Annotated in this window: 20 protein-coding genes and 1 pseudogene; 10 read left to right on the top strand and 11 right to left on the bottom strand. The window is 60.1% G+C overall.

The features are described 5' to 3' along the window. The first annotated feature begins 559 nt into the window (after positions 1 to 559). Positions 560 to 2,425: a Na+/H+ antiporter NhaA gene (nhaA, locus tag F3Y30_RS15910; RefSeq protein WP_203423696.1), complete on the top strand. Its 1,866-nt coding sequence runs from the start codon at positions 560 to 562 to the stop codon at positions 2,423 to 2,425. 73 nt (positions 2,426 to 2,498) lie between these two features. Here nhaA and F3Y30_RS15915 read toward each other — a convergent pair whose 3' ends face one another. From F3Y30_RS15915 to F3Y30_RS15930, 4 genes and pseudogenes are all read right to left on the bottom strand, one after another. Further along, entirely contained in the window at positions 2,499 to 3,383 is an 885-nt protein-coding gene (locus F3Y30_RS15915) for an alpha/beta hydrolase (RefSeq protein WP_246752760.1), read from the bottom strand. 294 nt (positions 3,384 to 3,677) lie between these two features. Continuing rightward, a complete protein-coding gene (locus F3Y30_RS15920) occupies positions 3,678 to 5,048 on the bottom strand; it encodes an NAD-dependent succinate-semialdehyde dehydrogenase (protein ID WP_203423697.1) in 1,371 nt (456 codons plus the stop codon). A gap of 133 nt (positions 5,049 to 5,181) precedes the next feature. Further along, entirely contained in the window at positions 5,182 to 5,922 is a 741-nt protein-coding gene (locus F3Y30_RS15925; RefSeq protein ID WP_203423698.1) for an SDR family oxidoreductase, read from the bottom strand. Between the two features lie 40 nt (positions 5,923 to 5,962). Continuing rightward, a pseudogene (locus F3Y30_RS15930) lies at positions 5,963 to 6,387 on the bottom strand (heme-binding protein). A 369-nt stretch (positions 6,388 to 6,756) separates the two neighbouring features. Here F3Y30_RS15930 and F3Y30_RS15935 point away from each other — a divergent pair. After that, the gene (locus F3Y30_RS15935; RefSeq protein WP_203423699.1) at positions 6,757 to 8,466 is read left to right on the top strand and encodes an FAD-dependent oxidoreductase; all 1,710 of its coding nucleotides are present in this window, start codon (positions 6,757 to 6,759) and stop codon (positions 8,464 to 8,466) included. A 19-nt stretch (positions 8,467 to 8,485) separates the two neighbouring features. On the opposite strand, the gene F3Y30_RS26425 is transcribed toward F3Y30_RS15935, so the two are convergent. The 3 genes from F3Y30_RS26425 to F3Y30_RS15945 form a co-directional block, all read right to left on the bottom strand. Continuing rightward, on the bottom strand, positions 8,486 to 10,129 hold the full coding sequence (locus F3Y30_RS26425; RefSeq protein WP_246752761.1) for a hypothetical protein: 1,644 nt from the start codon (positions 10,127 to 10,129) through the stop codon (positions 8,486 to 8,488). Continuing rightward, complete coding sequence (locus F3Y30_RS26430) at positions 10,036 to 11,337, bottom strand: winged helix-turn-helix domain-containing protein (protein ID WP_246752762.1); 1,302 nt, start codon at positions 11,335 to 11,337, stop codon at positions 10,036 to 10,038. The genes F3Y30_RS26425 and F3Y30_RS26430 overlap by 94 nt, the downstream gene beginning before the upstream one ends. A gap of 252 nt (positions 11,338 to 11,589) precedes the next feature. After that, entirely contained in the window at positions 11,590 to 12,696 is a 1,107-nt protein-coding gene (locus tag F3Y30_RS15945; protein WP_203426641.1) for an NADH:flavin oxidoreductase/NADH oxidase, read from the bottom strand. 454 nt (positions 12,697 to 13,150) lie between these two features. On the opposite strand from F3Y30_RS15945, the gene F3Y30_RS15950 reads away from it, so the two are divergent. The 4 genes from F3Y30_RS15950 to F3Y30_RS15965 all read left to right on the top strand — a co-directional run bounded on the left by F3Y30_RS15950 (position 13,151) and on the right by F3Y30_RS15965 (position 17,000). Beyond that, positions 13,151 to 14,431 carry a winged helix-turn-helix domain-containing protein gene (locus F3Y30_RS15950; protein WP_246752990.1) on the top strand — a complete coding sequence of 427 codons (1,281 nt, stop codon included), beginning with the start codon at positions 13,151 to 13,153 and terminating at the stop codon, positions 14,429 to 14,431. A gap of 419 nt (positions 14,432 to 14,850) precedes the next feature. After that, the gene (locus F3Y30_RS15955) at positions 14,851 to 15,606 is read left to right on the top strand and encodes an alpha/beta hydrolase (RefSeq protein WP_203423700.1); all 756 of its coding nucleotides are present in this window, start codon (positions 14,851 to 14,853) and stop codon (positions 15,604 to 15,606) included. 176 nt (positions 15,607 to 15,782) lie between these two features. Beyond that, positions 15,783 to 16,583, top strand: coding sequence for a type 1 glutamine amidotransferase domain-containing protein (locus F3Y30_RS15960; RefSeq protein WP_203423701.1), 801 nt, complete (start codon positions 15,783 to 15,785; stop codon positions 16,581 to 16,583). 111 nt (positions 16,584 to 16,694) lie between these two features. Next, positions 16,695 to 17,000: a putative quinol monooxygenase gene (locus F3Y30_RS15965; RefSeq protein WP_203423702.1), complete on the top strand. Its 306-nt coding sequence runs from the start codon at positions 16,695 to 16,697 to the stop codon at positions 16,998 to 17,000. Positions 17,001 to 17,160: 160 nt separating this feature from the next. Here the strand turns inward: F3Y30_RS15965 and F3Y30_RS15970 are convergent, their stop codons facing one another. The 4 genes from F3Y30_RS15970 to F3Y30_RS15985 form a co-directional block, all read right to left on the bottom strand. After that, positions 17,161 to 18,096: an ABC transporter substrate-binding protein gene (locus tag F3Y30_RS15970; protein WP_203423703.1), complete on the bottom strand. Its 936-nt coding sequence runs from the start codon at positions 18,094 to 18,096 to the stop codon at positions 17,161 to 17,163. A gap of 89 nt (positions 18,097 to 18,185) precedes the next feature. Further along, positions 18,186 to 19,190, bottom strand: coding sequence for an ABC transporter permease (locus F3Y30_RS15975; RefSeq protein WP_203423704.1), 1,005 nt, complete (start codon positions 19,188 to 19,190; stop codon positions 18,186 to 18,188). A gap of 14 nt (positions 19,191 to 19,204) precedes the next feature. Beyond that, complete coding sequence (locus F3Y30_RS15980) at positions 19,205 to 20,722, bottom strand: sugar ABC transporter ATP-binding protein (protein WP_203426642.1); 1,518 nt, start codon at positions 20,720 to 20,722, stop codon at positions 19,205 to 19,207. A gap of 606 nt (positions 20,723 to 21,328) precedes the next feature. Further along, positions 21,329 to 22,351: a LacI family DNA-binding transcriptional regulator gene (locus tag F3Y30_RS15985; protein WP_203423705.1), complete on the bottom strand. Its 1,023-nt coding sequence runs from the start codon at positions 22,349 to 22,351 to the stop codon at positions 21,329 to 21,331. A gap of 148 nt (positions 22,352 to 22,499) precedes the next feature. Here F3Y30_RS15985 and iolG point away from each other — a divergent pair, with 148 nt between their 5' ends. Genes iolG through purU form a run of 4 tightly spaced genes read left to right on the top strand, consistent with a single transcriptional unit; the run spans position 22,500 to position 26,020 of the window. Further along, positions 22,500 to 23,534, top strand: coding sequence for an inositol 2-dehydrogenase (iolG, locus tag F3Y30_RS15990; protein WP_203423706.1), 1,035 nt, complete (start codon positions 22,500 to 22,502; stop codon positions 23,532 to 23,534). A 12-nt stretch (positions 23,535 to 23,546) separates the two neighbouring features. Next, positions 23,547 to 23,861, top strand: a complete 315-nt coding sequence (locus tag F3Y30_RS15995; RefSeq protein ID WP_203423707.1) for a MocE family 2Fe-2S type ferredoxin — start codon at positions 23,547 to 23,549, stop codon at positions 23,859 to 23,861. A gap of 27 nt (positions 23,862 to 23,888) precedes the next feature. After that, positions 23,889 to 25,118, top strand: a complete 1,230-nt coding sequence (locus F3Y30_RS16000; protein ID WP_203423708.1) for an FAD-dependent oxidoreductase — start codon at positions 23,889 to 23,891, stop codon at positions 25,116 to 25,118. Between the two features lie 17 nt (positions 25,119 to 25,135). Next, positions 25,136 to 26,020 (top strand): formyltetrahydrofolate deformylase, encoded by an 885-nt coding sequence (gene purU / locus F3Y30_RS16005; RefSeq protein ID WP_203423709.1) that lies wholly within the window; start codon positions 25,136 to 25,138, stop codon positions 26,018 to 26,020. The last annotated feature ends 127 nt before the right edge of the window (positions 26,021 to 26,147 follow it).

The following is a 26,147-nucleotide window of genomic DNA, read 5'->3' on the forward strand; positions in this document are numbered from 1 at the left end:
GGGGTGAATAGCGGCAGTCTGTTCCGACACACAGAAACGCCCAACCAACGCGATATCCAGTGCGCCAAGGCTCGACCGAAAATTCTAGAAAAATTAATTAAATCAGCACTTTGAAGAAACTTCGTGAGCGATGACGGGCTCAAACCGAGAGCCCGCTAAATAGAAAAACTCGGCTCGCGATCCGAATTCTCTTGTTACGGCAGGCGGCTATTCCGCTTCGTCTGGACGCCTTCGAAGCTTTTTCCGGGACTCGGTGCTTCGGACCGGCACCTGCATGACATCGTCATCCCTGACGGGCGCATCCTGCACCCTGCCCGTCGGTAGGTTTCGCCTTGCGCCAACGAGACTTCCGCCGTCGCTTCCCCGTCAATTCCACCACGGCGCGATCTGATCGCGCCGCTCGTGCAGCAACACAGTTTTCCGGGACTTAACCTCATTTAACAACGCCCATCGCCCGGCAGCAGTAAAGTTCGCGGTAGCGGCATCACTCGATCGGCCGCCGCTCGAAACGAACTCGATCGCGCTGAAAGGTGCATCCTGAGATGAGGTGGACCAGGCCATGACCCACCCGGAGCCTCCGGGCAGACTTGACCGCCCCGTCGATGGGCGTTCCGACCATATTCTCGGCAATGAGAGTGCCGAAGTCACCCTGGTCGAGTACGGCAGTTACGTCTGCCCCCATTGCAGGGCCGCAAATGAAGAGATTGCCCGCGTTCGCGGACAATTCGGAGATCGCCTACGCTATGTCTTTCGCCACCTGCCGATACCAGGCAGCGAGATTGCGCGCAGAGCTGCAGAACTGGCCGAGAGCACCCACAGCAACGAGGAGTTCTGGAAAGTCCACATGAGGTTGATGACTCGGTCCGCTCAACTGACTGAGGAAGACATTATCGTCGTCACGAGAGAAGTCGGACTGGAAAACGAGGAGCCGCGTCAGGCCGATCTTGTGGCTCAAAATGCGAACACAAAAATCGATGCCGATATCCGAAGCGCTCAAGCCAGCGGAGTTCGTTTCACACCAACCTTCTTCATCAATGATCGTCGCTACGACGGACCTTGGGACGAAAGCTCGTTGACCGACGCGATGCTTGGACGTCTCGGTCACCGCATGCAATCTGCCGCGTTGGACTTCGTCGCCTGGGGGCCATCGGCAGGCGTGCTTCTGCTGCTGGCAACCATTGTGGCGGTCATCCTCAGCAACTCGCCCGCCGGTGTCGCATTCGAAAGGCTGATGCATGAGAATGTGGGCTTCATCATCGGAACCGAAGCGTTCGGGATGTCGCTGCGCCACTGGATCAACGATGGCCTCCTGACAGTCTTCTTCCTCGTGGTCGGGCTTGAGATCAAGCGTGAGATGACCGTCGGACGCCTGGCGACCACCGCCACGGCTGTCTTGCCGATTGCCGCAGCGATCGGTGGCATGATCCTTCCGGCGCTGATGTACTGGCTACTGATACCGAGCGGCCCTTGGACGCACGGCTGGGGCATCCCGATGGCGACAGATACCGCCTTCGCTGTGGCAATCATCGCCATGATGGGCCGTCGTGTACCGGTCGAGCTGCGAATATTCCTGACTGCCGCGGCCATTGTGGACGATATCGGTTCGATCGCGGTCGTGGCCCTCTTCTATTCAGACGAACTCAACCTGCTCTACGCCTTGGCCGCAATGGCTCTTGGGTTTCTGCTCTGGTTGTTTAGTCGAGCCCATGTGTACCGAGTGTCCATGTACCTGCTCTTAGGCGTGGCACTGTGGGCATGCGTCTATGCCAGCGGCTTCCACGCATCACTGGCCGGGATCACGCTTGCCCTCCTGATCCCGACCCGACCACCAGCGAACCTCAGGGCACTCATCGTCCAGGCCGACACGATCATCGCGGCCGAGGCCCAGCGTGGCGATGTACTGAGGCACGGTCCCTCGCTTCGCGCCTTGAGGGCGCTCGACGCCATACATGACCGACTGGAATCTCCCGCAGATCGGTTGCTTCGGTACGCGGCAACACGTTCGAGCTATCTCATCCTGCCGCTCTTCGCCGTCGCGAACGCAGGCGTCGAGATCACCCCTGGGGTTTTGGCAAATCATGGGCCATTGATGCTGGCGATCGTCGCCGGTCTGTTCATCGGCAAGCCTCTTGGAATTATGGCAGCCTGCGCGATCGCCGTTCGATTGGGCATTGCAGCCAAGCCGGAGGCATACTCCTGGCAGCAATTGCTCGGCGCGGCCGCGCTCGCGGGAATAGGATTCACGATGTCCCTTTTCATCGCCGGGCAAGCGTTCACGGAGACAACGGATTTCGCTGCCGCCAAGATCGCCGTCTTCCTGGCGTCGATGCTCTCCGCCGTGGTTGGAGCGTTGTTGCTTCTGACTGCCGGGAAGCGTTCGACCAGTCGCGTTACAGAACTCGCCCCATCAGGGATAAGGCCATAACCATCCTGCCCGTAGGATCTCCGGAATCTCCGGACGGAGATCGTGATTCACAACGAAGGAAAGGCGCCGGAGATCACACGGTGACAGACCTGGACAGACGGTTCACAAAGCCTGCCACGAGGGGTGCGATCGTATCCAGGCACTCCTCCAGTGCGAAATGCCCGGTGTCGAAGAGGTGGAACTCCGCGTTTGGCAGGTCGACCAGGTAGGCGCGAGCACCGGCTTCCAGGAACAACGGATCATTGCGTCCCCAGAGGATCTGGGCAGGCGGCAACGCCCGCCGGAACCACTCCTGCCATGTGGGATAGGCTTCGACGTTGGATTTGTAGTCCAGCAAGAGTTCGAGCATGCGCGCCTTACGACCCGGCAGATCCAGATAGCCTTGGTCCAGAGTGTAGCCATCGGGGGAAATGGCCTCCGGGTCCACCACACCGGTAAAATACTGGAACTTGGTTCCCTCGAGCGTCAGTAGCCCATCCAGTTCCTTGAGCCCGGCCTCGTCCTGTTTCTGCATGGAGACAAGATGTCTTGCGGCGTCCGAAAGGCCTGCCTCGTAGGCGTTGGCGTTCTGTACGATGATGCCCGCAATCAAATCCGGCCTGCGGGCGGCGATCCTGAACCCGACCGGAGCGCCGAAGTCGAAGACGTACAGGACAAACCGTTCGAGCCCGAGTTTGTCGATAAATTCCTCGATGGTCCGCGAGATATTCTCGAAGCTGTACACAAAGCCGCCGGGAGGCGACAGGTCACGGGTCTGGCCGAAGCCTGGGTAGTCGGGGGCGATCATGCGGAACGCCTTCCCCACCCGTTGCATCAGCCCGCTGTACTGGTGTGAAGAGGAAGGAAACCCATGGAGGAGCAAGATCGGCGGCCGCTCGTCCGCGACCTCGGGCACGGTCTCACGGTAGAAGATTTCCGCCCCTGCGGTCTGCATAGTCCGATATCGCATGCGGGCCATGATCTGCTCCTTCGGTGTTGACCGCCCGCTCGGGATCCGCCCCTTGGCGTTCCGATAACTGCGACGGAGATGTGTTTCTCGGACACGAAGAACTTGCGGGCCATATCCATCTAAGTCCATCCCGGTGCGACAGGCTTGTTAATTGATGCGAATTCGGCAGCTGGAGCGGCCGGCACAGTTGAACGTGCCGGAGACGCTTTCCTCGTTCTGTGGCCGATACGAATTCCCAATCAAAATGGGCCGCTCGGCTGCGGCCCATCGTGTTGGCGGTGCCTGAATGTAATGCGCCCGGCCTCAGTGCGCGACGAGAACCATCTTCTGGTTCACCAGCTCCTTGATGCCTGCGCCTGCGAGTTCGCGACCGTAGCCGGATTTCTTGACCCCGCCAAACGGGAGTTCCGGTCCGGTGAAGGAGGACGTATTGATCCAGACGGACCCAGTCTCGACCTGCGAAGCGAGGGATTTGGCGCGCTCGACGTCCGCCGTGAAGATCGCCCCTGAAAGCCCGAAATTCGAGTCGTTCGCGATCCTGACCACGTCGTCATCGCTCTTGATCACGTGCACCTGAGCGACAGGACCGAAGAACTCCTCGAAGTACGCCGGGTTGTCCCTTGTCACATGGGTGAGGATCGTTGGCTTGTAATAGGCGCCCGGCCCCTCCACCACGGCCCCGCCGACCAGGACCCGGGCCCCGGCCTTGACGGCGCGTTCGACCTGCCCGGCAATATCGTCGCGAGCGCCTATCGATGACATCGGCCCGAGACCGACGGTCTCATCCATTGGGTCGCCGATCTTGGTGCTCGTGAACTTCTCCGCGAGCTTGTTGACGAACTCGTCGGCGACCTTCTCATGGATGAGAAAGCGTTTCGCACCATTGCAGACCTGACCGCAGCCGCGGAGCCTGGCTTCGACCCCGGCGGCCACGGCCTTGTCCACGTCCGCATCGTCGAGCACGACGAAGACGTCGCTGCCGCCGAGTTCCATCACGGACTTCTTGAGGTTTTTGCCCGCATTGGCCGCCACGATGCTGCCCGCGCCCTCGGATCCGGTGAGAGCCACGCCCTGAACCCGATCGTCAGCAATGAGTTTCGAAATCTGGTCACCCGTTGCGAAGATGTTCGTCCAGGCGCCTTCCGGCGCACCCGCCTCGGTAAGCAGTTCTTCAAACGCGACGGCCGCCTGCGGAACCATGCTGGCGTGTTTCGCAAGCACGGGATTGCCGATTGCCAGATTGGGTCCGGCCACCCGGATCAGTTGGTAGAAGGGGAAATTCCAGGGCTCGACGGCAACGACGACCCCGATCGGATGATACTCCAGCCACGCGTCGCCCTTCGGTGTCGCAACCTTCTCCCGGGCGAGAAGGGTCTCGGCGTTCTCGGCGTAGTACTGGGCGATTTCGGCGGTGATCCGCACCTCGGTGCGCGCTTCGTTGATCCGCTTTCCCATTTCCAGGGTCAGTATGCGTGCGAGCTCCTCCAGGCGCTCGTTTGCCAGTTTGGCAAATCGGTTCAGAACCTGCAGTCGCGGCCCCCTGTCGCCCTTGCACCACGGTGACTTGTAGAGGGAGTGCGCGAGCGCAAGCGCCCTTTCGATCTCCTCATCGCTGTGGCTTTCGAAGGTCTTGAGGACCTTGCCTGTTGCCGGGTTTACGCTCTGATATGCCATCTCATGTTCTCCTTTCTCGTCAGGGCCGGAAACGGCCTGTCTTGGGAATTTGGCGCACGTGTTCTCGCAGCCGCGATCCGGTCAGGGATCGCGATGGATTGAGGTTTCCGCAGTCGTTTGCTTGATCCGTCGATCAGAATTCCTGTGCCGTCGGACGCAGCACGATCTCATTGATGTCAACGTCGTCTGGTTGCTCGATTGCGAAGGTAATTGCCCTGGCGACGGAACTGGCGGGGATCGCCGACTTGTAGAATTCCAGGACAGCGCCCTGCGATGTGCCGCTGGTCGTATGCTTGAGATCGCTCTCGACGGCGCCGGGTTCGATGGACGTCACCCTCACCTTGCTTCCGACCTCCTGGCGCAACCCCTCTGAGATCGCCCTCACGGCAAACTTGGTACCGGAGTAGACCGTGCCACCCGGCGCGAAGACCTTGACGCCCGCGACGGAGCTGATGTTGATGATGTGGCCAGTCTCCTGTTTGAGGAACATCGGCAGGACGGCGGCGATACCGTACAGGGTACCCCTGAGGTTGACGTCGATCATCGCGTCCCATTCGTCCGTGTTCACTTCCGCCATCGGGCGGATAGGCATCAGTCCTGCATTGTTGATCAGCACATCCAGCTTTCCGAACTCGGATGCCACCGCGTCGACGACCGCCTTGAACTGGTCCTTGTTGGCCACATCCAGCTCATAGGCTTTCGCCTTGCCGCCCGTGGAGGAAATTCTGGACGCGACTTCGTCGAGTTTTCCACGCCGGCGCGCGGCGATCGCAATTTTTGCCCCCTTCGAGGCGAGCATCTGGGCAGTCTCCGCGCCCAGCCCCGTGCCGCCGCCGGTGATCAGAACGACTTTTCCTTCGATATTGGTCGTCATGTCCTATGCTCCTTTGCTGAAGTGTCGCTTTGCGTATCTGCTAGAGCTGCACGCCGATCGCGGACAGGGCGGCCTGAGCAACTGCTATGTCCTGCTCCACCGATCCGGCGCTTGCCCCGACGGCACCGATCAACCGCCCCTGATGGGTGACAGGGATCCCGCCCCGAAGATGATGACGTTGCCGTCGTTGCTCTGGTCGATGCCGAAAAGCGGCTCGCCGGGCTGGGCCAGCGTTGCCAGGTAGTCTGTCTTCTTGTCGAAGAGCCGCGCCGTGACAGCCTTCTTGATGGCCAGATCGATGCTACCGATGAGTGCGTCGTCCTGCCGGACGAAGGCGATCAAGTGTCCTCCGGCGTCAACCACCGCGATGTTGTAGGCGATGTCGAATTCGATCGCTTTTGCTTCCGCCGCTGACAGCATCAGCTTGGCGTCGTCCAAAGTCAGTGTAGCGATAAGCCTGGTCATCTCCGCTCCTCGCAACTCGATAGCGGCGCATCGGCCAGGCGATCCTTGCGTATCCACGGGACAAGCAGGAGCGCCGGACGTGGCTGGTCCGCCGTTTGAATGGGATGAAGGCTAGCATCTGGTCCGGGCGGCGCGCGCTAAATGCCGTCAATGTGCGCGAAATCTGGCATGTCACTGCGCCTGCTCGCCTCAGCAAGGCTCCTCACCGTCAGGTTGTTTCCGCAATCGGTTACCGAGACCGGCCGGAGTCGGCTCCATGTTCCCGTAAATTCGCGATGATAAGCGCTGTTTAACAGGCTAGGCTAAGCGAGCACGGCTAGGCTCACTCATCCACGCGCCGCAGCGCGGGACGGCACCGAGGTTACTCCAATGGCCGACAGAGGCGACTTCAACACTGTCAGCAGCCCGATTTCCGTTGAACTGCGTGAAATCCCTGGCGAGGCGTTTCCTCGCCTCACGCCCGATATGGTGGCACGCATCGCCCCGTTCGGAGGGAGCGATCGTTTCGAGGCCGGTGTGTACTTGTACGAGGTCGGCGATCGGGAGGTCGACTTCTTCGTCATCCTGAACGGGGCGGTCGACGTGTTCGAGAGTGACGGGCAAGGCGGGCACAAGCTTATCGCCACGCACCGCGAAAACCAGTTCACCGGAGAACTCCATCACCTGAGTGGGCGAGCAGTCCTGGTTTGTGGGAAGGCCACAGTTCCCACGTCCGTCATCCGCCTTTCCCGCTCTTCCCTGTTGAAACTGGTCAGCGCCGAGCCGGATATCGGAGAAATCATCCTGCGCTCGTTCATTCTCAGGCGCGCCAGGCTTCTCGAACATGCCGAAGGCGGCACCGTGGTCGTGGGCAATTGCCGCGCGGGAGATACGGTCCGCATCCAGACTTTTCTGGAAAGGAACGGCTATCCATATCGCTGTCTCGACACCGACGTCGACGTCGACGCGCGGGTTGCCATGGAGTCCTTCCATGCTGACGCCGATAGCCTGCCGATCGTCGTTCTTAATGGCGTCAGGGTTCTCACCCGGCCGACCAATCATGACCTCGCAGAGGCTCTCGGCATAACGGAGCGGCTGGATCCTTCGCATGTTTATGACGTGCTCGTCGTTGGTGCAGGGCCATCCGGCCTCGCCGCCGCGGTCTACGCCGCATCCGAGGGCCTGAATACGCTGGTCATCGAGGCCATTGGTCCAGGCGGCCAGGCGGGCACGAGTTCGCGGATCGAGAACTATCTCGGGTTCCCCATGGGCATCTCGGGACAGGATCTTGCCCGGCGCGCCCAGATACAGGCGCAACGGTTCGGCGCGCGCTTCGCCGTCGCCGATGCAGCGTTGCGTCTCGACTGCACCTGCTATCCATTCCAGGTGCAACTGGAAGGCGGAGGCGTGGTGCTTGGACGATCGGTCGTGGTCGCGACTGGCGCGCGGTACCGAAGACTGGACATACCCGAGGCACAGCGCTTCGAAGGGAAAGGAATCCACTACGCTGCAACGTCGATCGAGGCACAGCTTTGCGAAGGCAGTGAAGTCGCAATAGTCGGCGGTGGAAATTCCGCCGGACAGGCGGCGATCTTCTTGTCCTCACGAGCCCGGCGCGTACATCTGCTCGTCCGAGGTGACGGGCTTTCGGCGACCATGTCGGACTATCTTGTCGGCCGCATCACCCAGTCCTCGCGGATTGACCTGTATACCCGCAGCGAAATCACCTCCCTTGCCGGCGAAGGCTACCTTTCATCGGTCCGCTGGCGACAACACGGGAACGAAGGGTTCGAGCACGAAATCTCCAACCTTTTCCTGATGATCGGGGCTGTTCCGAACACCGACTGGCTCAACGGTTGCGTTGAACTCGATGATCGGGGTTTCATTCTGACTGGCGACCACTGCAATAGTGCTCCGCAGAGTTCGCCCTATGCGACGAGCGTCCCGGGAATATTCGCAGTCGGCGACGTTCGTGCCCAATCCGTCAAACGTGTCGCGTCAAGTGTCGGAGAAGGATCAGTCGTCGTTCACTCGATCCACGGCTGGTTGGCGAACAACCCGGTGGTGCGCAATGTCACGGGTCGCTTGGCGGGCGTTTGAGGAAGCACCGGACAACGCGCTACGTGCTCGCAATGCGTTCAGGATCCTTCAGCTCCGTCAGGAGGTCGCGGGCCTTCTGCAAGTCGGGAGTATCGAGCCCGTCCATGAACTGACCATATAGCGGCTCAAGTACGCTCTTGGCCTCGTAGATCTGCATTTGGTCTCTCAAGAGGGCGGCGAGATCTGTTGCGCAGCGGATCCGCCACGCCCAGGCGCCGTTTTCTTCGGCGACCTGCAGCGACTGCCGCAATGTGAAGACTGCTTCTTCGTCGCGCCCAGCCGACCGTTCCTTGACCGCTCTCAGACGCAACAATTCGGGCACCATCGATCGCTGCGGTCCGACCTCGAACAGGTAGTCGAGGATGCGCGCCGCTTCCGCCATGCATCCGATCGCGTAGAGGGCTCTTATCAGTTGTGCGAAATAGAGGTGACGTCCTATCTGTGGCAGTCCATTTCGAAGCTCGACAAACGCTGACATCAGGCCATTCGGGTCCCGGCGCGCGCCAGTCATCGCGTCAAGTACTTCGGTGAAGCAGTTTACGAGTGGAATCCATGCTGGCATCCCATGACGATAAATCGTTTCCTTCAACTGCTCGGCATAGTACTTCGCCAGGGTATACTCCTGGCATTCACACAAAACGAAGAGCGCTCCACGAGTGTAGCAAAAGATGATCGTCCATCCATGATCGGTTTTCGACACTGCCTTTGAAACAGCTCTTATCCTTTTCAAGCCGGTCCCGGGGCGAGTGGAACCAAGCCATTGTAATCCACCCAACGTATTTTCTGTTCTAAGCTTCGGATCAAGGTCAAACCGAGAGCCTACGCCATCGGCCGCCCCGCGTAGCTCTCGACGCAGTTTCTCCAAACGCGCTATCGCGGATGGGTACTCGCAGCGGATAATGTCCAATTCTGTCAGAAGATGCTCATGCTCCCAAAGGGCCGAGCGATTGTTCGAACGTATGGCCACGCGCTTCAATGCCCTGAGCGTTTCGCGGGCTACTGTCTGCTGTCCCGGCAGGATCTGGTACCGCGCCAGAGCACCCAAGGCCTTGCATTCCGCACTTGTATCGGCGACTTCACGTGAAAGTTGGATCGCAGTTTTGAAGGTCGCGACCGCCTTCTCGGCATCGGCTGATATATAGCTGCTCACTGTCGCCAGCCCTACAAGCAACTTGAGCTTCAGCGCTAGATCATTGCAACTGATGCGATCGAATTCGGCGAGAGCCTGCTCGCAGTTCCTGCGGGCCTCTTCGCTCAACGACAACTCATGCCATAGAGGCAACCCGGATGAGACCAGTTGCATGCCAAGCAGTGGATCGCCTCGAACAAAGAGCGCCCAATTGACGGCCTTTCGCAGATCGTCCGCTCGGCTCGCGTAGGCGGTGTGCCACTGCCGCGCTGAAAGGCTCGCCTGGTCGGCATTCGCGCGAGCGAGGATGTCGAGTACGAGGCGGGCGTAGGCTGCCGTCACATCGCTCAGTTCTCCGGAGGCTTCCAGCAAGTCGCCCGCGAACGCGCGGGTACTATCGAGAAGGCGATATCGCATTCCGCCTGGCATCTGCTCGACGCTCAACATCGACTTTGCACGCAGCCCGGCAATCGCATCAAAAACGATCGTCGGATCCAGCCCGTGGTGGACGACGACACTGACAACTGCATCCATGTCAAACGCGCCCGTGAACACCGAGACGGCACGCAAGATGGCCGCCTCGCTCGTCGTGAGGAGCGCATAGCTCCACTCCAACGTCGCAAGCAGGGTCTGTTGACGAAGGGGCCCTCCTGATCACGTCCGACGAGTGTGGTGAAGCGATCATCGAGTTCCTCGAGGACGTCAGAAGCAGGTCGGGTGATCAGCCGGGACGATACAAGCTCGATGGCGAGGGGCGATCCATCGAGGCGCCTGCATATCTCAGCAACCGCTGACGCATCTCCATCGCCCATCATGTATCTCCCCTTCTCGGACGCTCGTTCGATGAGAAGTTGGGGCGCGGTGTAACGAAGGACCTGTTCGGCGGTGTAGCTACGGCCAGGCGGCGGGACTTCGAGAGGACCGAGCCAGAAAACCTCCTCCCGCTTTGCGCGGAGGGCCTGGCGGCTTGTCGCGACGATCCTCACGTCGCCGGTGTTTGCGAGGACGACATCACAAAGATGGGCGACGGCATTGAGCACATGCTCGCATGTGTCCAGCAGGAGCAGTGCCTTCCTTCGAGCAAGGAACGACGAGATCGCCTCGAGCCGATCCTGGCTACCTGAACTGATACCAAGCGCTGCGGCAACCGAGGGAATGACGAATTCCTCGCCGACCGCCCGGGAGAGATCGATGAAAGTGACGAGACCTCCTTCATCGTCTTCGAGCAGCTGCACGGTCGCGACTGCAACTGTCGTCTTTCCAATGCCGCCGGGACCAACGATCGTCGTCAGGCGGTTGGCGGCAATCCTGCCGCGCAATTCAGCGATTTCGGCATCCCGCCCGACAACCGTGCCCAGTTCGGGAAACTGGGTGTTTGCCGCAATGGGCAGATCCGCGATACCAGGAGTATCCACGGCCCCCACCTGATCGCTCAGCCAGTAGCCACGGCCCACGAACGTCCTGATATAGTCCGCCGAGGGGGAATATTCCCTCAGTGCCCGCCTGAGCGAAGCTATCGTCACCTTCAGATTGGCTTCATGAACGAAAATACCGGGCCAGGCCGCGTTGTACAGCTCCTCCTTGTGCACCACATCGCCCTTCTTCCGGGCCAGGGCCACGAGCATCTCCATTGCCCGACCGCCGAGATGAACCTCTTCGTCACCGCAGAACAAGCGGCGATGGTCCCCATGAAGACGGAAAGGACCAAATACGAATACATTCTCCGGTTCCGTCGATACCATGTCTCCCTCTTCGTGCGGTCGTCATCAGCTCCGCAAGAGAATTCAGGTCACAATTAGGCGCTGGTGGTCGCGGCAGTCTCCGGCGATCGTTATCTCTGGCTTGCAATTAGCGCCATTTCTGGTTGAATTTCCACAGTTCCCTATAGCATGTCACGGCCATCGCCGGTCGGCAAATGTCGTCGGTGGGAATGCGATGCCGGACCCCAAAAACCGACCGCCTGCAGATGACCGCCTCAGGCAGCTCGCCGCAGGTCAATCGTTTTCGAACAGGTCCCGGAAACGATTGGGCTGGGATTGGAGATATTGCTTCGGCACGTGCACCTTTCCACCCAGCTTTGCGGCGGCATGCCAGGGCCAGTTCGGATCAAAGAGGATCGTCCGGGCGAGCGCCACCATGTCGGCGTCGCCCGTTCCGACAATGGCCTCGGCTTGTTCGAAACCTGTAATGAGTCCAACCGCGACGACGGGTATATTGACCTCTTTCTTGACCGCGCGGGCAAACGGAACCTGATAGCCTGGTCCAATCGGGATACGCTGGCCGGGGTACAGGCCGCCGCTGGATACGTGGATGGTGTCGCAACCGCGCCGCTGCAGTTCCGCAGAGAAATGAAGCGTTTGCTCCAGGTCCCATCCTCCATCGACCCAGTCGGTGGCGGACAGCCTGATCGAGACAGGAACGTCAGGGGGCACTTCCGACCGGACAGCATCAAATATTTCGAGTGGAAAGCGCATCCGATTTGCGAGCGAACCGCCATAAGCATCGCCACGGCGATTGCTCAACGGAGAGAGGAACTGGTGGAGAAGATATCCGTGAGCCGCATGGACCTGGACCAGATCCAAGCCAAGCTTGGCGGCGCGCCTTGCAGCGGCCGCGAATGCATCGCGAACATGCTTCAGCCCCTCCTTGTCCAGGGCAAGGGATGGGAACTTCCCCTTCCCGTACCGCAGTTGCGACGGCGCAAGAGTTTGCCAACCGAGTGCTTCTGTCGGCGGAATCTGCAATCCACCTTCCCAGGGAACCTCGGTCGAGGCCTTCCGGCCCGCATGATTGAGCTGCAATCCAATCGGCATGTCCGTCCAGCGACGGATGCTCTCGAGGATCAGTCCCATCGCCGCATAACACCGCTCGTTCCACAAGCCGAGGTCGGCATAGGTTATACGGCCTTCCGGCACGACCGCGGTCGCCTCGATCGTCAGCAAAGCCGCTCCGGACAATGCGAGCTTTCCAAGATGAATGAGATGCCACTCGTTCATGCAGCCTTCTTCGGCAGAGTACTGGCACATCGGCGCGATCACGATGCGATTGAGAAGATTCAAGCCTCTTATTTTGATGGGTTGGAACAGAGCTGCTGTGGACATTAGCTTCACTCCACGTCCTTGACTCAACATCACGAAAAGCTGCGCTGAGGTCCAACTCGGTCTCCGGAAAGGCGGCACCGCCGCTCCCTCCAACCACCAGACGACCGAGTTCAGGAACAAGATTGATATTTACGCCGGAAAGGCATCAGCAGCGCGCGAATTGTGGTCAAAGCCCGTGAAATCTCGGCCGCCGGCGCAGGGTTCGCACTGCGGGGAACGAACCCATCCCATTATTTACCGGATTTAACCTCCGTAGAGAGCGAGGTCCTGTAGTATCGAAACGAATATGTGTGGATCCAGCGCTCGAACGAGGGTCAATCCATTGAGGGCAACCGAAATGGGATATCACGCTAGAAACGGCTTTTTTGGCTTTGGGCCATACCAGTTGAACCCGGCGGCAAGGGTTCTTCTGCGAGGTGACGAATTGCTTGCAATAGGCAGCCGCGCTTTCGATATGCTGGTCGCTCTCGTCCAGAACCATGGACAGGTCCTCTCCCACGCTGAACTCATGGCGTTCGCATGGCCCGGCCTCAATGTCGAAGCCTCCAACATAAGAGTGCAGATGACACATCTGAGGCGCGAAATCGGCTGCGGCGAGAACGGCGATCGCTATATCGTCAGCGTGGCGGGCCGTGGCTATAGCTTCGTCGCCCCGGTTATATGGGAAGAGGCGTCGGAGGTGACGCAGGTCTGGCATGTACCCTTGAGCTACTGCGATTCATCCCGCACGGCACCCTGCGTCCCAAAGGCTTTCCCGCCACGCTTGAGCCATCCGATCGGCCGAGACGAGAATATTGCCAAGCTTTCGCAGATGGTGGCTGAACGCCGTTTCGTCACCATTGTTGGTGCGGGAGGGGTCGGAAAGACGACCCTTGCCATTTTGGTGGCCCACGCCGTGCGCATGTTCGAAGATGCGCGTTTTGTCGACCTCAGCACCGTCGATGATGAAGCAGCTGTACCAAGTGCGATTGCCTCGGCGCTGGAGATCCCCTTTTCAGAAGGTGATGTCATCGGCCGCCTGCGCTCACGACGCGCCCTCGTGGTCCTGGATAATTGCGAGCATGTCATCGACGCTGCGGCTGATATCGTCGTTTCATTGCTCGGACGGACCAATGGGGTGCATATTCTCGCCACAAGCCGAGAGGCGTTCCGCCTGCCCGGCGAAGCCGTCTTCCTGCTCCGGCCCCTCGGCGTTCCTCCGCTCACAGGACGTTTGACCGCAGATCAGGCGCTGCTTTGGCCCGCGATCCAGCTTTTCGTGGAGCGTGCGGTTGATAGTGGCCATCTGGAGCCATTCGTCGACGAACAAGCAGGCACCATAGCGGCCATTTGCAGGAGATTGGACGGTAATCCGCTCGCGATCGAACTGGTGGCGGGCCGCATGGGACCATATGGCCTCGACCGGGTCGCGGAACTGTTGGACAACCAGCTCGCCTTGCGTTGGAGAGGCAGCCGATACGCTACGCCGCGCCATCAGACGGCAGAAGCAATGATGGATTGGAGCTATGCTCTTCTGTCCGAAGCGGACCAGCGGGTCTTCAGGGGGCTGTCGGTATTCCCCGGTGAGTTCTCGCTGGATGCGGCCATCGCAATGATGGAAGACGATGACTTCGAGCAAGCAGATATCATCGAATCGATCGGCAACCTGATCGACAAGTCCCTCCTTTCCCTTCACCCCGGGACGGGCCCGCGCAACTCAAGCTGTCGGGTATCGCCAGGACATATGCGGCGTTGAAGCTTCTTGCCTCCGGGGAGCGCGCGCTTATCGAAGAGAGGCAGCCTTCCCACCATTCCCCGCCACCTCAACGGCGTCGTGCAGACACGGTTGTCTCTTCGGACGGCGGACAGGCGATGCAGATCCAGGCGTCCTGAGCGTCCCCGCAAATCCGAAGTTCGTGGGCGCGGACTTGCGCCAGTCTCCCGGCACAAGTGGGTTGCATCCCCCCTCCGACGCGACTCTGCCCCGATCTTTGATTGGCAGACTTCCACGAGCATAAGGCGATGCGAAGAAGGGAACGCCGGGGAACGTGCGCTCTTCCTGCAGGCGCTGGCCACGTCACAGTCACGGGATTTAACCACAATTAACGTGCGTCCGAGGCTTCGGAAGATGAGTATTCCCAACATTCAATTGAGAGGTTCATCGGAGAAGATCGCATGTCCCGGATCCTTGAACTTACCCTTTGCGCCCTGCTGGCGTTCGCGGGCACATCTTCTCCCGCAGCTGCCGCGGATCCCAAAGCCAGGACCGTCGTCCTTGTTCATGGCGCTTTCGCCGATGGATCATCCTGGCAGAAGGTCATTCCCCTATTGCAAAGCGCCGGATTGAAAGTGATCGCCGTCCAGAACCCATTGGAGTCCCTGGAGAGTGACGTGGCCTTCACCAAGCGCGCAATCCGCGATGCCGAAGGACCCGTCGTGCTCGTCGGTCATTCCTGGGGCGGCGTCGTCATTACGGAAGCGGGTGGCGATCCGAAGGTCCAATCACTGGTTTACGTGGCCGCCTATGCTCCGGATACCGGGCAATCTCTGGTCGATGTCGCCTCCAAATACCCTGAGCAGGAAAGCCGGACGACTTACGTCAAGGACGAAGATGGGTATCTCAAGATAAGCGATGACGGCATTTCCAGGTACTTCGCCGCGGGCCTCTCCCCGGACGAACAGAGGCTCGTTGCAGTCGTGCAAGGGCGGTTCCATGTGCGTGCGACCACCGCACCTGTCGGCCATCCCGCCTGGCGGGACAAACCGTCCTTCATGGTTGTGGCGACGGAGGATCAGATCATCTCTCCCGAGTTGCAAAGGGACCAGGTGAAATCCGCGAATGCCGAGATGGTTGAAGTTCCGTCCGGGCACGTCGCGATGCTGTCCCATCCCAAGGAGGTTGCGGACCTCATTGTTAAGGCGGCCCAATAGTCTGGGCAGGACGAGCACGTCTCTGCCCGCGCGAAACAACGAGTGTCCGGGTCAATCGCCAACAGGGCCGCCATGAACTTTCGGTCCTTGGTGAAATCCACCGCCGGCAGGCCCTGCCACGATCGTCATCCGCCGGACCGAACCGATTTTTAACCGCATCGAATGAGGAGGATTCTATGAGCAAGGGAAAGGTTCTCGTCGTCGGGTCAAACGCCACCCGGATTGAAATTCAGGGCGGAGGAACCGGTCCGACCGGACAATATCTCAACGAAACCGTGGTGCCAGCTTTAGCTCTTGTCGACGCAGGTTACGAGATCGTGTTGGCGACGCCCGACGGCACCAAGCCGCACATAGACCCCGTGTCCGATGTGGTGCAGCATTTTGACGGCGACGAAGCTGCTTACAAACGCGGCCGCGCCTTCTTCGACAACGATCGGGCGATGAATGACGTCAGGACATTGAGATCGGTAATCGACGAAGGCCTCGATGGCTATGCCGGCGTCTTCGTGCCAGGCGGCCAGGCGCCAGTGGTCGATCTTATGCAGGACGCAGATCTCGGCGAGATCCTGCGCCACTTTCATGCGCGCCGGAAACCTACGGCTTTCCTTTGCCATGGTCCGATCGCCTCGCTCGCCGCACTGCCGCGCGCAAGGGAGTACCGGGCTGCCTTGATTGCTGGCGATGTCTCAAAGGCGTCTGACCTCAGTAGGGGCTGGCAGTATGCGGGTTACGAGATGACCGTATTCTCTGCGAGCGAAGAGAAACCAATCGAAGAGCAGATCCTTCACGGAAAGCTCTATTTCACGATGCCCGATGCATTGGGTATGGCAGGTGGCGACGTCAGGACAAACCCGGTCGACTTCTCTCCCCATGTAATCGTGGACCGCGAACTCATCACGGGTCAAAACCCGCGATCGGATCATCCCCTTGCAGCAAAGCTGGTCGAGGCTCTCGATAGCGTGATGGTCACCACGTGATCTGTGATGAAGTACGGCATTGAAGCGGCTGGTGCATCTTCAGTGCCGTTCTCCGCTCCGCACAACCCTCGTGCGCGAATACCCCTCGTGTATTCCATCAGGAGCCCCGGAATGACGCAGTCCCCGACCAAGATCACCGCCATCCTGACCGCCCACCTTGGCAAGGCCGCCGAATTGCAAACACTGCTCGTTGGCATGGCACCGCTTTGCAGGGCGGAACCCGGCAATCTGCGCTGGGATGTTTGGCGCGACCGGGCACATGGCGAGCGATACGTGCTCGACGAACTCTATGTGGACGCCGCCGCCGTCGAGGCACACCGCATGACGCCCCACTATCAGTCTTATCTGGCCAGGATTCCCGAACTCGCCGAGCGAACGGCGTGGATCCTGGAGGCGGTCGATGTCGGAGGCGTTTGATTTGAATTCCTTGCACCCCCGCGCAATGCCCGTGCCGCAAATGTCGTGCGAAGGGCGGCGCACCGGACGGAGAAGAGTATCGTCCGTGCGCCGCCCCGAGGTCAGCGGGTTGGAGGCGCCGCTGGAGGCAGTCCAGCCGCTTCCGGCCGGGGGCCATTGATCAATCGTAGAGAACGGCAGCGACCTTGGCGTCAGTCAGGTTGCTCTTGTCGTACCAGTAGAACCCAGTGTCGATGACCTTCTCGAGCTTCTCGCCCTTGATCACCTTCGCAAGCGAGTCCACGACACATTGGCCGATGCCGACCGGGTTCTGCGTGATCGCGCCGTATTCGGAGCCGTCGGCGATTGCCGCCTTCTGCTGCTTGCCGGAGTCGAAGCCAATGACGATGACCTTGGATTTTGCTTCGCGAGCCGCCTGAAGCAGACCGATTGCGGATCCTTCGTTCGAAGCGAAGATGCCCTTGATGTCCGGATGGGCTGCGAGCATGGCCTTTGCGCTCTCGGTCGCCACCAGCGGATCGCCGCCGTACTGGATGTCGACGATCTGGATGTCGGGATATTTGCTCTCGATCTCGTTCTTGAACCCGTCCCGGCGCTGGATGCCCGTCTGGCTGGTTTGGTCATGCACGAGCATTCCGATCTCGCCGGACTTTCCGATCGCTTCCGCCATCTTCTCTCCGGCTGCGGCCGCGGCCTTGAGGTTGTCCGTCGAGCAGGTCGCAAGGGGAAGGTCACTGTCGACTCCCGAGTCGAAGGCGACGATCGGGATGCCCGCTTCGTGAGCCTTCTTCAGCAGAGGCACTTCGGCCTGGGAGTCGAGTGCTGCAAAGCCGAGGCCCTGCGGTTGCTTGGCGATCGCGGCGTTGAGCATGTCGATTTGCTTGTCGATCATGGTTTCGGTCTCCGGTGCCTCGAACGTGATCGTCACGCCATTTCTCTCCGCCGCTTCCTCCGCACCAGCCTTCACGGCCTGCCAGAACTGATGCTGAAAGCCCTTCGAGATGATTGCGAAATATGGGTCGGCGGCGAAGCTCGGTGCGGATACGGTCGCAGCAGGGCCGAGAGCCAGTGCAAAGATCAATGCGGTCTTCTTCATGTAATTCTCCTCCAGTAGGTTTTGACTTCGCTGTTCGATGCAGCGGAATTGCCTTCATGCGTGCGTGTCTGAGGAACTGCCCTCCCAATTCACCTTTGCTTGCGAAGAACCATGTCGACGAAGACGGCGACGATGATGATGATTCCGGTGACGACGATCTGCCATTCCTGGGCCACGCCCATGATGCGCAGGCCGTTGTTCAGAACGGAGATGATGAACGCGCCGATGATGGTCCCGAGGATCGTGCCCCGACCGCCGCTGAGCGACGTGCCGCCGATGACGACTGCGGCAATGGCATCGAGCTCGTAGCCCTGGCCGAGAGCAGGCTGTGCGGAGTTCAGCCGGGAAGCAATCAAAAGTCCCGCGATACCGCAGACCAGACCGCCGAGCGCATAGGTCAGGATCTTCCAACGGTCGACGTTGACGCCCGAAAGGCGTGCGGCCTCTTCATTGCTGCCGAGCGCGAAGATGTAACGACCGAGCAGCGTACGCGTCAGAATGATGGAGGCGACGAGTGCGACGGCGAACAGGATGAGGACGCCGTTCGGGATTTCCAGACCCGGCACGATCTGGCCAACGAAGGAATCGACCGAGATCATCGTGAAGTTCGGCGTATCGTTGAAGTAGATCGGCTTGACCCCTGAAATTACGAGCGAAAGGCCTTTCAGGATCAGCATCATGCCAAGCGTGGCGATGAAGGGCGGGATCTTGAACTTCGCGATGATCGTCCCGGAGACAGCGCCGCAGAACGCGCCCGTTGCCATGGCGCCCACGATCCCCACCGCCATCGGCAGCTTCAGGAAGGTTAGCAAGACGCCCGTGATGACCGCGCAGAACGTCATCAGGGTCCCGACCGAGAGATCGATGCCGCCGGAGACAATCACGAAGGTACAGGCAACTGCGAGAACCCCGTTGACCGCTGTCGCCTGCATGATGCCGATCATGTTGCTCTGGGTCATGAAGTTCGCGGTGGCGACGCTGAAGTAGATCAGCATCGCGATCAGCACCACGAACGCGACCGCCTTCTGCAGCGCCGCCGCCGTGAAGAATCCAGGCTTCGCCGGGCTTGCATGTGCGAGTGTTGTGTCAGTCATAACGTTGCTCCCCTTCAAGCGGCCGACTTCTGGCGTTGCGTGGCCAGTGTCATGATGGCCTCTTGTGTTGCTGTCGCTCCGTCGAGTTCCCCGGTTATCCGGCCCTCGCACATCACGATGATGCGATGCGAAAGCCGGAGGATTTCGGGAAGTTCGGACGAGATGACGATGATGGATTTGCCCTGCGCGGCGAGGTCCTGGAGCAGATGGTAGATCTCGGCCTTGGCACCGATGTCGATGCCGCGCGTCGGCTCGTCGAAGATGAGGATGTCGCAATCCCGCAGGAGCCACTTGGCGATGACGACCTTCTGCTGGTTTCCGCCCGACAGGAGTCGTGTTTCCTGGTCGACGGAAGGCGTCTTCACCCGGAGCTTTTTCACATATTGATCGGAAGTCTTTCGGAGCGCCGAATCCTTCATGAAGAAGGATCCCCAGGTGAACCGCGGCCATGAGGCCATCGTCACGTTATCGAGGACGGACATCCGGGTGACGAGACCGAAGTGCTTTCGATCCTCGCTCAGGTAAGCCACTCCAAGCCGGACCGCGTCTTTCGGCGTGCGGATATGCTGGGACGCACCATGAATGATGATCTCGCCTGAATCGATCGGGTCGGCGCCGAACACTGCACGGGCGACTTCGGTTCTCCCCGCCCCCATCAGGCCGGCAAATCCGAGGATCTCGCCTCTCCCCAGGGAGAAGCTGACGTCGCGAATGACCTTCCCGCGGTTCAGCCCCTCCACGCGAAGAACCTGCTCGCCGGAGCCTCGGCCCTCGGCCCTCGTAGCGTCGGCGAGTTCGCGTCCGACCATGAGCGAGATCACCTTCGAGATCGGCGTGCCCTTTGCCGGGAGGGTGCCAATGTACTGGCCGTCGCGCATGATGGTTATGCGGTCGGCAATGCGCATGACCTCGTCCATCTTGTGGGTGATGTAGACGATGCCGACGCCCTGGGACTTGAGATCCTCAATGATCGAGAAGAGATGCTCGACCTCGGTCTCGTTCAGCGCCGAGGTCGGCTCGTCCATGATGAGGACGCGCGAGTTGAAGGAAAGTGCCTTCGCGATCTCGACGAGCTGCTGCCGCGCCACGGTGAGGTCGCCGACCTGCCCTTTAGGATCGATCTTGACTTTCATCCGGGAAAACAGTGCGGCGGCATCGACGTTCATCTTGTCTTCGTCGACGAACATTCCCATCCAGCTACGAGGCTCTCTGCCGATGAATATGTTCTGAGCAGCGGTCAGGTGGTTCATCAGGAAGAGTTCCTGGTGAATGATTCCTATGCCCCGGCTCAGCGCCGACCGCGGGCCATGCAGCGTCACGGGCTCGCCGTCTAGACGTATCTCTCCGGCATCAGGCTGGTACACGCCCGTCAAGATCTTCATGAGGGTCGACTTTCCGGCGCCGTTTTCCCCCATGAGAGCGTGCACCTCGCCCTCGGCGAGATCGAAGCGGGCGTTGTCCAGCGCACGTACGCCGGGAAAGGACTTCTCGATGCCTTTCGCATCGATCACTATCTTCCCGGGCTGGGTCATTATGTTTTCAGTCACAGTGTCCTCCCTTGCGCGGCCGCAGGGACGCGCTCCCCCGCCCGGCTGTCATCGGGTGGCCGGTTGGATTGTCTTTGAACGATGTCGTTGATCTCGTTGCGCGGCTCAGGCCGCGCCGGGTTCAGGATCTGTCGCTACGCATCTGAAAACCGTGCGAACGGGAGCGATGCCGCCGTTCGCGAGGAGGGACACTTGTCCGAGTTCAGGTGCAGGAAATGTCTGATCATGATGCTGTCCTCCAACAGTCGATCAAGCGCATGTTTGTCACAGCACAGCATTCAGGACTGTGCGTGCAAGTTCACCCTCGACTGGAGAGAAACTCCCGGTCTCTCCGTGCGCTTTTCTGATCGGCGATGGTGATCTGAAGGACGGTTCATGGCAAATGATAAAATGATACATTTGCATCATTTGTTTCGTGCACGACGATGAGACACGCTCGGCAAAACGCCAAAGACCGTTGCGAAACGCGCATTTCCGTCAATGCAGACGCACCCCTCGGGTTCAGGGCGCGCACAAGTGAGCGTGGCAGGTGCGTCTAAGTCGTCGGAGGGACGGTTAGCCAAGGACTTTGGCTAGACGGATCACAGTCGTCTATTCGAAACGAACGTTCTCGCGGATGAAGATCTGGGGCCGCTGCGCCGCGGAAACCTCCTCTTCGGAAAACCTCCCGGCCTGGCAAAGCTGGATTTCTATGGCCCTTCGCGCATCCAGGTAGGGATCCCTGTCGATGATCGCATCGACAACGCCTTCGTTCATCAAGGCCACCCGCTCAGGTGTGACAGTGTGGGTTATGATGCAGGTGGTCTGGTCCTTGCCGACAGCCTTGAGCTCCTCGGCAAGACCCGGGTTTCCGACGGACATGTTGTAAATGCCCTTGAGGTTCGGATACGTCTTGAGAAGCGCGCGGAAGTCCTTCCTGATGTCTTCCTGCTCGAAGCTCTGGAAAGTCTCCACGATCTGACAATTCGGATAATTCCGCCGGAGGATGTTGCGGAACCCGACTTCTCGCTGATCATGTTCAAGCAGTTGGTGGAAGCCAACGATGATGACTATCTCGCCTCCGGGCGGGCCAAGGAACCTGCCCATGAGCGCTCCGGCCGTTCTTCCTTCCTGAAGCGCGTTGGAGCCGACGTAGTCGACGCGACCTGTTGCCGGCAGATCCGAAGCCACAGTGACGATCGGCATCTTCCGGGCAAGCTCCTCGGTCTTCATGACAACCTGCGGATCGTCGAACAGGATGACCACCAGGGCATCGCAGTCTGCCGCCGCCTTGTTCAGCGTCTTGATCGCGGCCTCGGGCGTGATCTGCTCGAAGTACCAGAAGCTCACACGGATGTTGTAGCGCTTGTATTGTTGGGCCGTTCTAGTGAACCCCTCGCGCAGCTTCACATAGTAGGAATTCGTGTTGTTCTGCAGCACGACGCCGATGCGAAGGATGCGTGTCGGCATCATGTTGAGCGCCCGGTCGACCCCGAGCGCCTTTGCCGTTGCGATTACAAGCTGCTCGGTCTGAGGCTTTACCCCACCCCTGCCGTTCAGGACCCGGTCAACGGTGATCCTGCTGACACCCGCCTTTTCGGCCACGTCCTCCATGCTCGGCTTGCGACGAACCATCCTCGCCTCCCCGTGGCCTCCAATGATGCATTAGTATTGAAATGATGCATTTGCGTCAACAATGACGTTGATCTCCGACCATGGACGGCGGGATATTCGGCCGATCAGGAGGAGCGAGCGCCTCGGCGCTTTGACAGGGTGGAGAGCAATGACAACACAATCGCAAATCGGGTCGGCCGATCGCGCCGTCCGGATCGCCGTCATCGGCGCTGGCCGCATCGGTGAGGTCCACATCACGAACCTGACCAGAAGGGTGAAGGGCGCGGTGGTCACGGGCGTCTTCGACAGCGACATATCGAAAGCGGAAGCGATCGGTGAACGCTTCGGCGTGCCGGCGCGGCCTACTCTTGAAGCGCTTCTCACCGAGGGAGGTCCTGTTGCCGTCGTGGTCGGCTCTCCCAGTGCTTTCCACCTGGAGCATGTGAAGAAGGCAGCATCCGCGGGTCTGCATGTACTTTGCGAGAAGCCCTTGGCACTGGACGAGGAAGGTATCGCCGAAGCCATAGAGGCATGCGCCTCGAAAGGCCGGATCCTGCAGGTGGGTTTCAACCGCCGTTTTGATCCCAACTCGGTCGCGGTCCGGGAGGAAGTCGATTCCGGGCGGCTGGGCAAGGTAAGGTCACTCAGGATAACCTCCAGGGACCCCTGGCCGCCATCCATCGACTATGTGCGCTCGTCTGGGGGGATGATCATGGACATGACCATCCATGATCTCGACCTCGCCCGATTCCTCACAGGAGAGGAAGTCGTGGAAGTGTCTGCATTCGGCGGCTGCCTGATTGACCCGGAAATCGGGAACGCGGGCGATATTGATCTCGCAACCATCATGCTCCGCTTTGAATCCGGCGCCGTGGGCGTCGTGGAGAACACCCGCGCCACCCCGTATGGCTACGACCAGCGCGTCGAGGTGCTCGGTTCGGACGCTTCCATCGAGAGCGAGAACATGACCCCGTCCCGGGTCGTGAAGCGTTCGGCATCGGGGCAGACGCAACCCAATCCCCTTCCCTTCTTTTTACAGCGCTACGAGGAGGCGTTTTCCCGGGAGCTGCAGCATTTCGTCGATGCGGTTCGCGAGGCGAAGGCGGTCGCTGTCTCCGGTAAGGATGCTCTTCACGCACATCGAATTGCTCAGGCCGTCCAACGCTCCCTGGCGAGCGGTCGTCCTGAACGCGTTACTGCTTGAGAGGAGATTGACATGGCCTGGATTTCCGCTTGTCGCGTCGAAGACATCGAACAGGAAGGCGTGGTGCGGTTCGACCACGCGGGAAAGACCTACGCTGTCTATCGCTCGCCGCATGACGAGGTGTTCTGCACCGACGGTCTCTGCACCCACGAGGCGATACATCTCGCCGAAGGACTGGTGATGGACTACGAGATCGAATGTCCCAAGCACGCGGGCGTATTCGACTACCGCACGGGCGACGCCATCCGCCTGCCCGCCTGCCGGAAACTCAACTCCTATCCGGCACGTGTCGAAGATGGAGCTGTGCTGCTGCAACTTCCTGCCTGACCGGTTTCCAGAAACGGGAGATGGACCATGTCGTCGTATGTCATAGTCGGCGCAGGCGAATGTGGTGCGCGCGCCGCCTTCGCACTTCGAGAAAAAGGTTTCGACGGATCGATAACGCTCGTCGGCAGTGAGCCCCACCTGCCTTACGAACGCCCGCCGCTTTCGAAGGACGCGATCATCGCGGGTTCTGCACCCAAGCTCGTGGCAGATGCCGAGGGGTTCGCGGCAGCGGGAATCGAGGTCCTGCTCGACACGCAAGTGGTTGCCATCGACCGTGCCAGGAAAGAACTGCTGCTTCTAGATGCAGATGGTCCCCTCCCGTATGACAAGCTGCTCTTGACCACTGGAGCACGACCAAGGGAGCTTCCCGTCGCCCGGCTCTCAAACGGGCGCGTGCGTTCACTTAGGAGCCACGGCGATGCGATGGCAATCCGCCGGCACCTCGCATCAGCTTGCCACCTGACTATCATTGGCGGTGGATTCATCGGATTGGAACTTGCGGCGGCTGCTCGAGGGCTGGGCGCGGAGGTCACTCTGCTGGAAGGACTTCCTCGTGTTCTCAGTCGCGGCGTTCCGGCGGAGATTGCTGAAGTTGTCGCCAGCCGCCACCGCCAGGAAGGCGTCGAGCTGATCTGTGATGCCAAGATCGATTCAATCGAGGAGCTCCCCGACCGCGTCGACATCCGGCTGGCTGACGGTCGCGCCATTTCTTCCGATCTGCTTGTCGTTGGCGCAGGTTCCATACCGAACACCGATATCGCCGAGGCGGCGGGGCTCGCCATCGCAAACGGCATCTCTGTCGACCAACATCTGCGGACAAGCGATCCCGACATTTTTGCAGCCGGCGACTGCTGCTCGTTCCCGCTCGGTCTCTACGATGGACGCCGCATTCGCCTGGAGTCTTGGAGAAACGCCCTCGAGCAGGGTCAGTTCGCAGCGGCAAACATGCTCGGCCTCACCGAAAGTACCTCCGCAGTCCCGTGGTTCTGGTCGGATCAGTACGACCTGACACTACAGATCGCCGGGTTGGCCGAAGGCTCCGTCCTCCAGGTCAGACGAAACCTCGCCGACGATGCCTTCATTCTGTTCGACCTCGACGCGGGCGGCAGACTGATCGCGGCAAGCGGTATTGGCAAAGGTAACGCCGTCGCTCGGGATATCAGGGTCGCCGAGATGATGATCGCAGCACGCATCCTATCGGATCCGACCGCCTTGGCTGCACCGGACGTCAAATTGAAGAGCCTTTTGGCCGCTTGAATGGAAGCAACCGGAACATGACCAACTATGTGCTGACGGTTGCTTGCAAGTCGAAGCGCGGTATCGTTGCGGCGATCTCCAGCTATTTGGCCGAGCACGGCTGTAACATCATCGACAGCTCGCAGTTCGATGACCTTTCGACCGGAATGTTCTTCACGCGGGTGGGCTTCACCTCCGAGGAAGGCGCAACACTTGCCGAGATCAGGGACGGCTTCAGGTCGATCGCCGACAAGCTCGAAATGGATGCCGAGTTTCACGACGGCCAGAACCGCATGAAGGTGCTGCTGATGGTCTCGCGGTTCGGACATTGCCTGAACGACATTCTCTACCGCTGGAAGATCGGCGCGCTGCCGATCGACATCGTCGGCGTCGTCTCGAACCATTTCGAGTACCAGAAGGTCGTGGTCAATCACGACATCCCCTTCCACCACATCAAGGTGACGAAGGAAAACAAACCGCAGGCCGAAGCGCAGCTCCTCGATCTGGTCGAGCAGACCGGCACCGAGCTGATCGTGCTCGCACGCTACATGCAGGTTCTCTCGGATGCGATGTGCCGAAAGATGTCCGGCCGCATCATCAACATCCACCATTCGTTCCTGCCGAGCTTCAAGGGTGCCAATCCTTACAAGCAGGCCTACGAGCTTGGGGTGAAGCTGATCGGCGCCACGGCGCACTACGTCACCGCCGATCTCGACGAAGGTCCGATCATCGAGCAGGACACGGCCCGCATCACGCACGCACAGTCGGCCGAGGACTATGTCTCGATCGGCCGCGATGTCGAAAGCCAGGTGCTCGCTCGCGCCATACACGCCCACATCCACCACCGGGTGTTCCTCAACGGCAACCGCACGGTCGTCTTCCCGGCAAGCCCGGGAAGCTACGCCTCGGAGCGTATGGGGTGACTGGCGCGCGACCGTTTCCCGGCTCTCGGATGAAGCAAATGCATCACCGTATCGTTTGCCTCTCCATGCCGTTGGGCAGACGATACCACCACTAGAACGCTGGGGCGTGGAGATCCAGCAGACCGAA

The sequence above is a fragment of the Sinorhizobium sp. BG8 genome, from assembly GCF_016864555.1.
Lineage (GTDB): Bacteria > Pseudomonadota > Alphaproteobacteria > Rhizobiales > Rhizobiaceae > BG8.

Coding starts and splice junctions, on each gene's coding strand:
- nhaA (WP_203423696.1), top strand. CDS start 560: ATGACCCACCCGGAGCCTCCGGGCAGACTTGACCGCCCCGTCGATGGG.
- F3Y30_RS15915 (WP_246752760.1), bottom strand. CDS start 3,383: ATGGCCCGCATGCGATATCGGACTATGCAGACCGCAGGGGCGGAAATC.
- F3Y30_RS15920 (WP_203423697.1), bottom strand. CDS start 5,048: ATGGCATATCAGAGCGTAAACCCGGCAACAGGCAAGGTCCTCAAGACC.
- F3Y30_RS15925 (WP_203423698.1), bottom strand. CDS start 5,922: ATGACGACCAATATCGAAGGAAAAGTCGTTCTGATCACCGGCGGCGGC.
- F3Y30_RS15935 (WP_203423699.1), top strand. CDS start 6,757: ATGGCCGACAGAGGCGACTTCAACACTGTCAGCAGCCCGATTTCCGTT.
- F3Y30_RS26425 (WP_246752761.1), bottom strand. CDS start 10,129: ATGGATGCAGTTGTCAGTGTCGTCGTCCACCACGGGCTGGATCCGACG.
- F3Y30_RS26430 (WP_246752762.1), bottom strand. CDS start 11,337: ATGGTATCGACGGAACCGGAGAATGTATTCGTATTTGGTCCTTTCCGT.
- F3Y30_RS15945 (WP_203426641.1), bottom strand. CDS start 12,696: ATGTCCACAGCAGCTCTGTTCCAACCCATCAAAATAAGAGGCTTGAAT.
- F3Y30_RS15950 (WP_246752990.1), top strand. CDS start 13,151: ATGCTGGTCGCTCTCGTCCAGAACCATGGACAGGTCCTCTCCCACGCT.
- F3Y30_RS15955 (WP_203423700.1), top strand. CDS start 14,851: ATGTCCCGGATCCTTGAACTTACCCTTTGCGCCCTGCTGGCGTTCGCG.
- F3Y30_RS15960 (WP_203423701.1), top strand. CDS start 15,783: ATGAGCAAGGGAAAGGTTCTCGTCGTCGGGTCAAACGCCACCCGGATT.
- F3Y30_RS15965 (WP_203423702.1), top strand. CDS start 16,695: ATGACGCAGTCCCCGACCAAGATCACCGCCATCCTGACCGCCCACCTT.
- F3Y30_RS15970 (WP_203423703.1), bottom strand. CDS start 18,096: ATGAAGAAGACCGCATTGATCTTTGCACTGGCTCTCGGCCCTGCTGCG.
- F3Y30_RS15975 (WP_203423704.1), bottom strand. CDS start 19,190: ATGACTGACACAACACTCGCACATGCAAGCCCGGCGAAGCCTGGATTC.
- F3Y30_RS15980 (WP_203426642.1), bottom strand. CDS start 20,722: ATGACCCAGCCCGGGAAGATAGTGATCGATGCGAAAGGCATCGAGAAG.
- F3Y30_RS15985 (WP_203423705.1), bottom strand. CDS start 22,351: ATGGTTCGTCGCAAGCCGAGCATGGAGGACGTGGCCGAAAAGGCGGGT.
- iolG (WP_203423706.1), top strand. CDS start 22,500: ATGACAACACAATCGCAAATCGGGTCGGCCGATCGCGCCGTCCGGATC.
- F3Y30_RS15995 (WP_203423707.1), top strand. CDS start 23,547: ATGGCCTGGATTTCCGCTTGTCGCGTCGAAGACATCGAACAGGAAGGC.
- F3Y30_RS16000 (WP_203423708.1), top strand. CDS start 23,889: ATGTCGTCGTATGTCATAGTCGGCGCAGGCGAATGTGGTGCGCGCGCC.
- purU (WP_203423709.1), top strand. CDS start 25,136: ATGACCAACTATGTGCTGACGGTTGCTTGCAAGTCGAAGCGCGGTATC.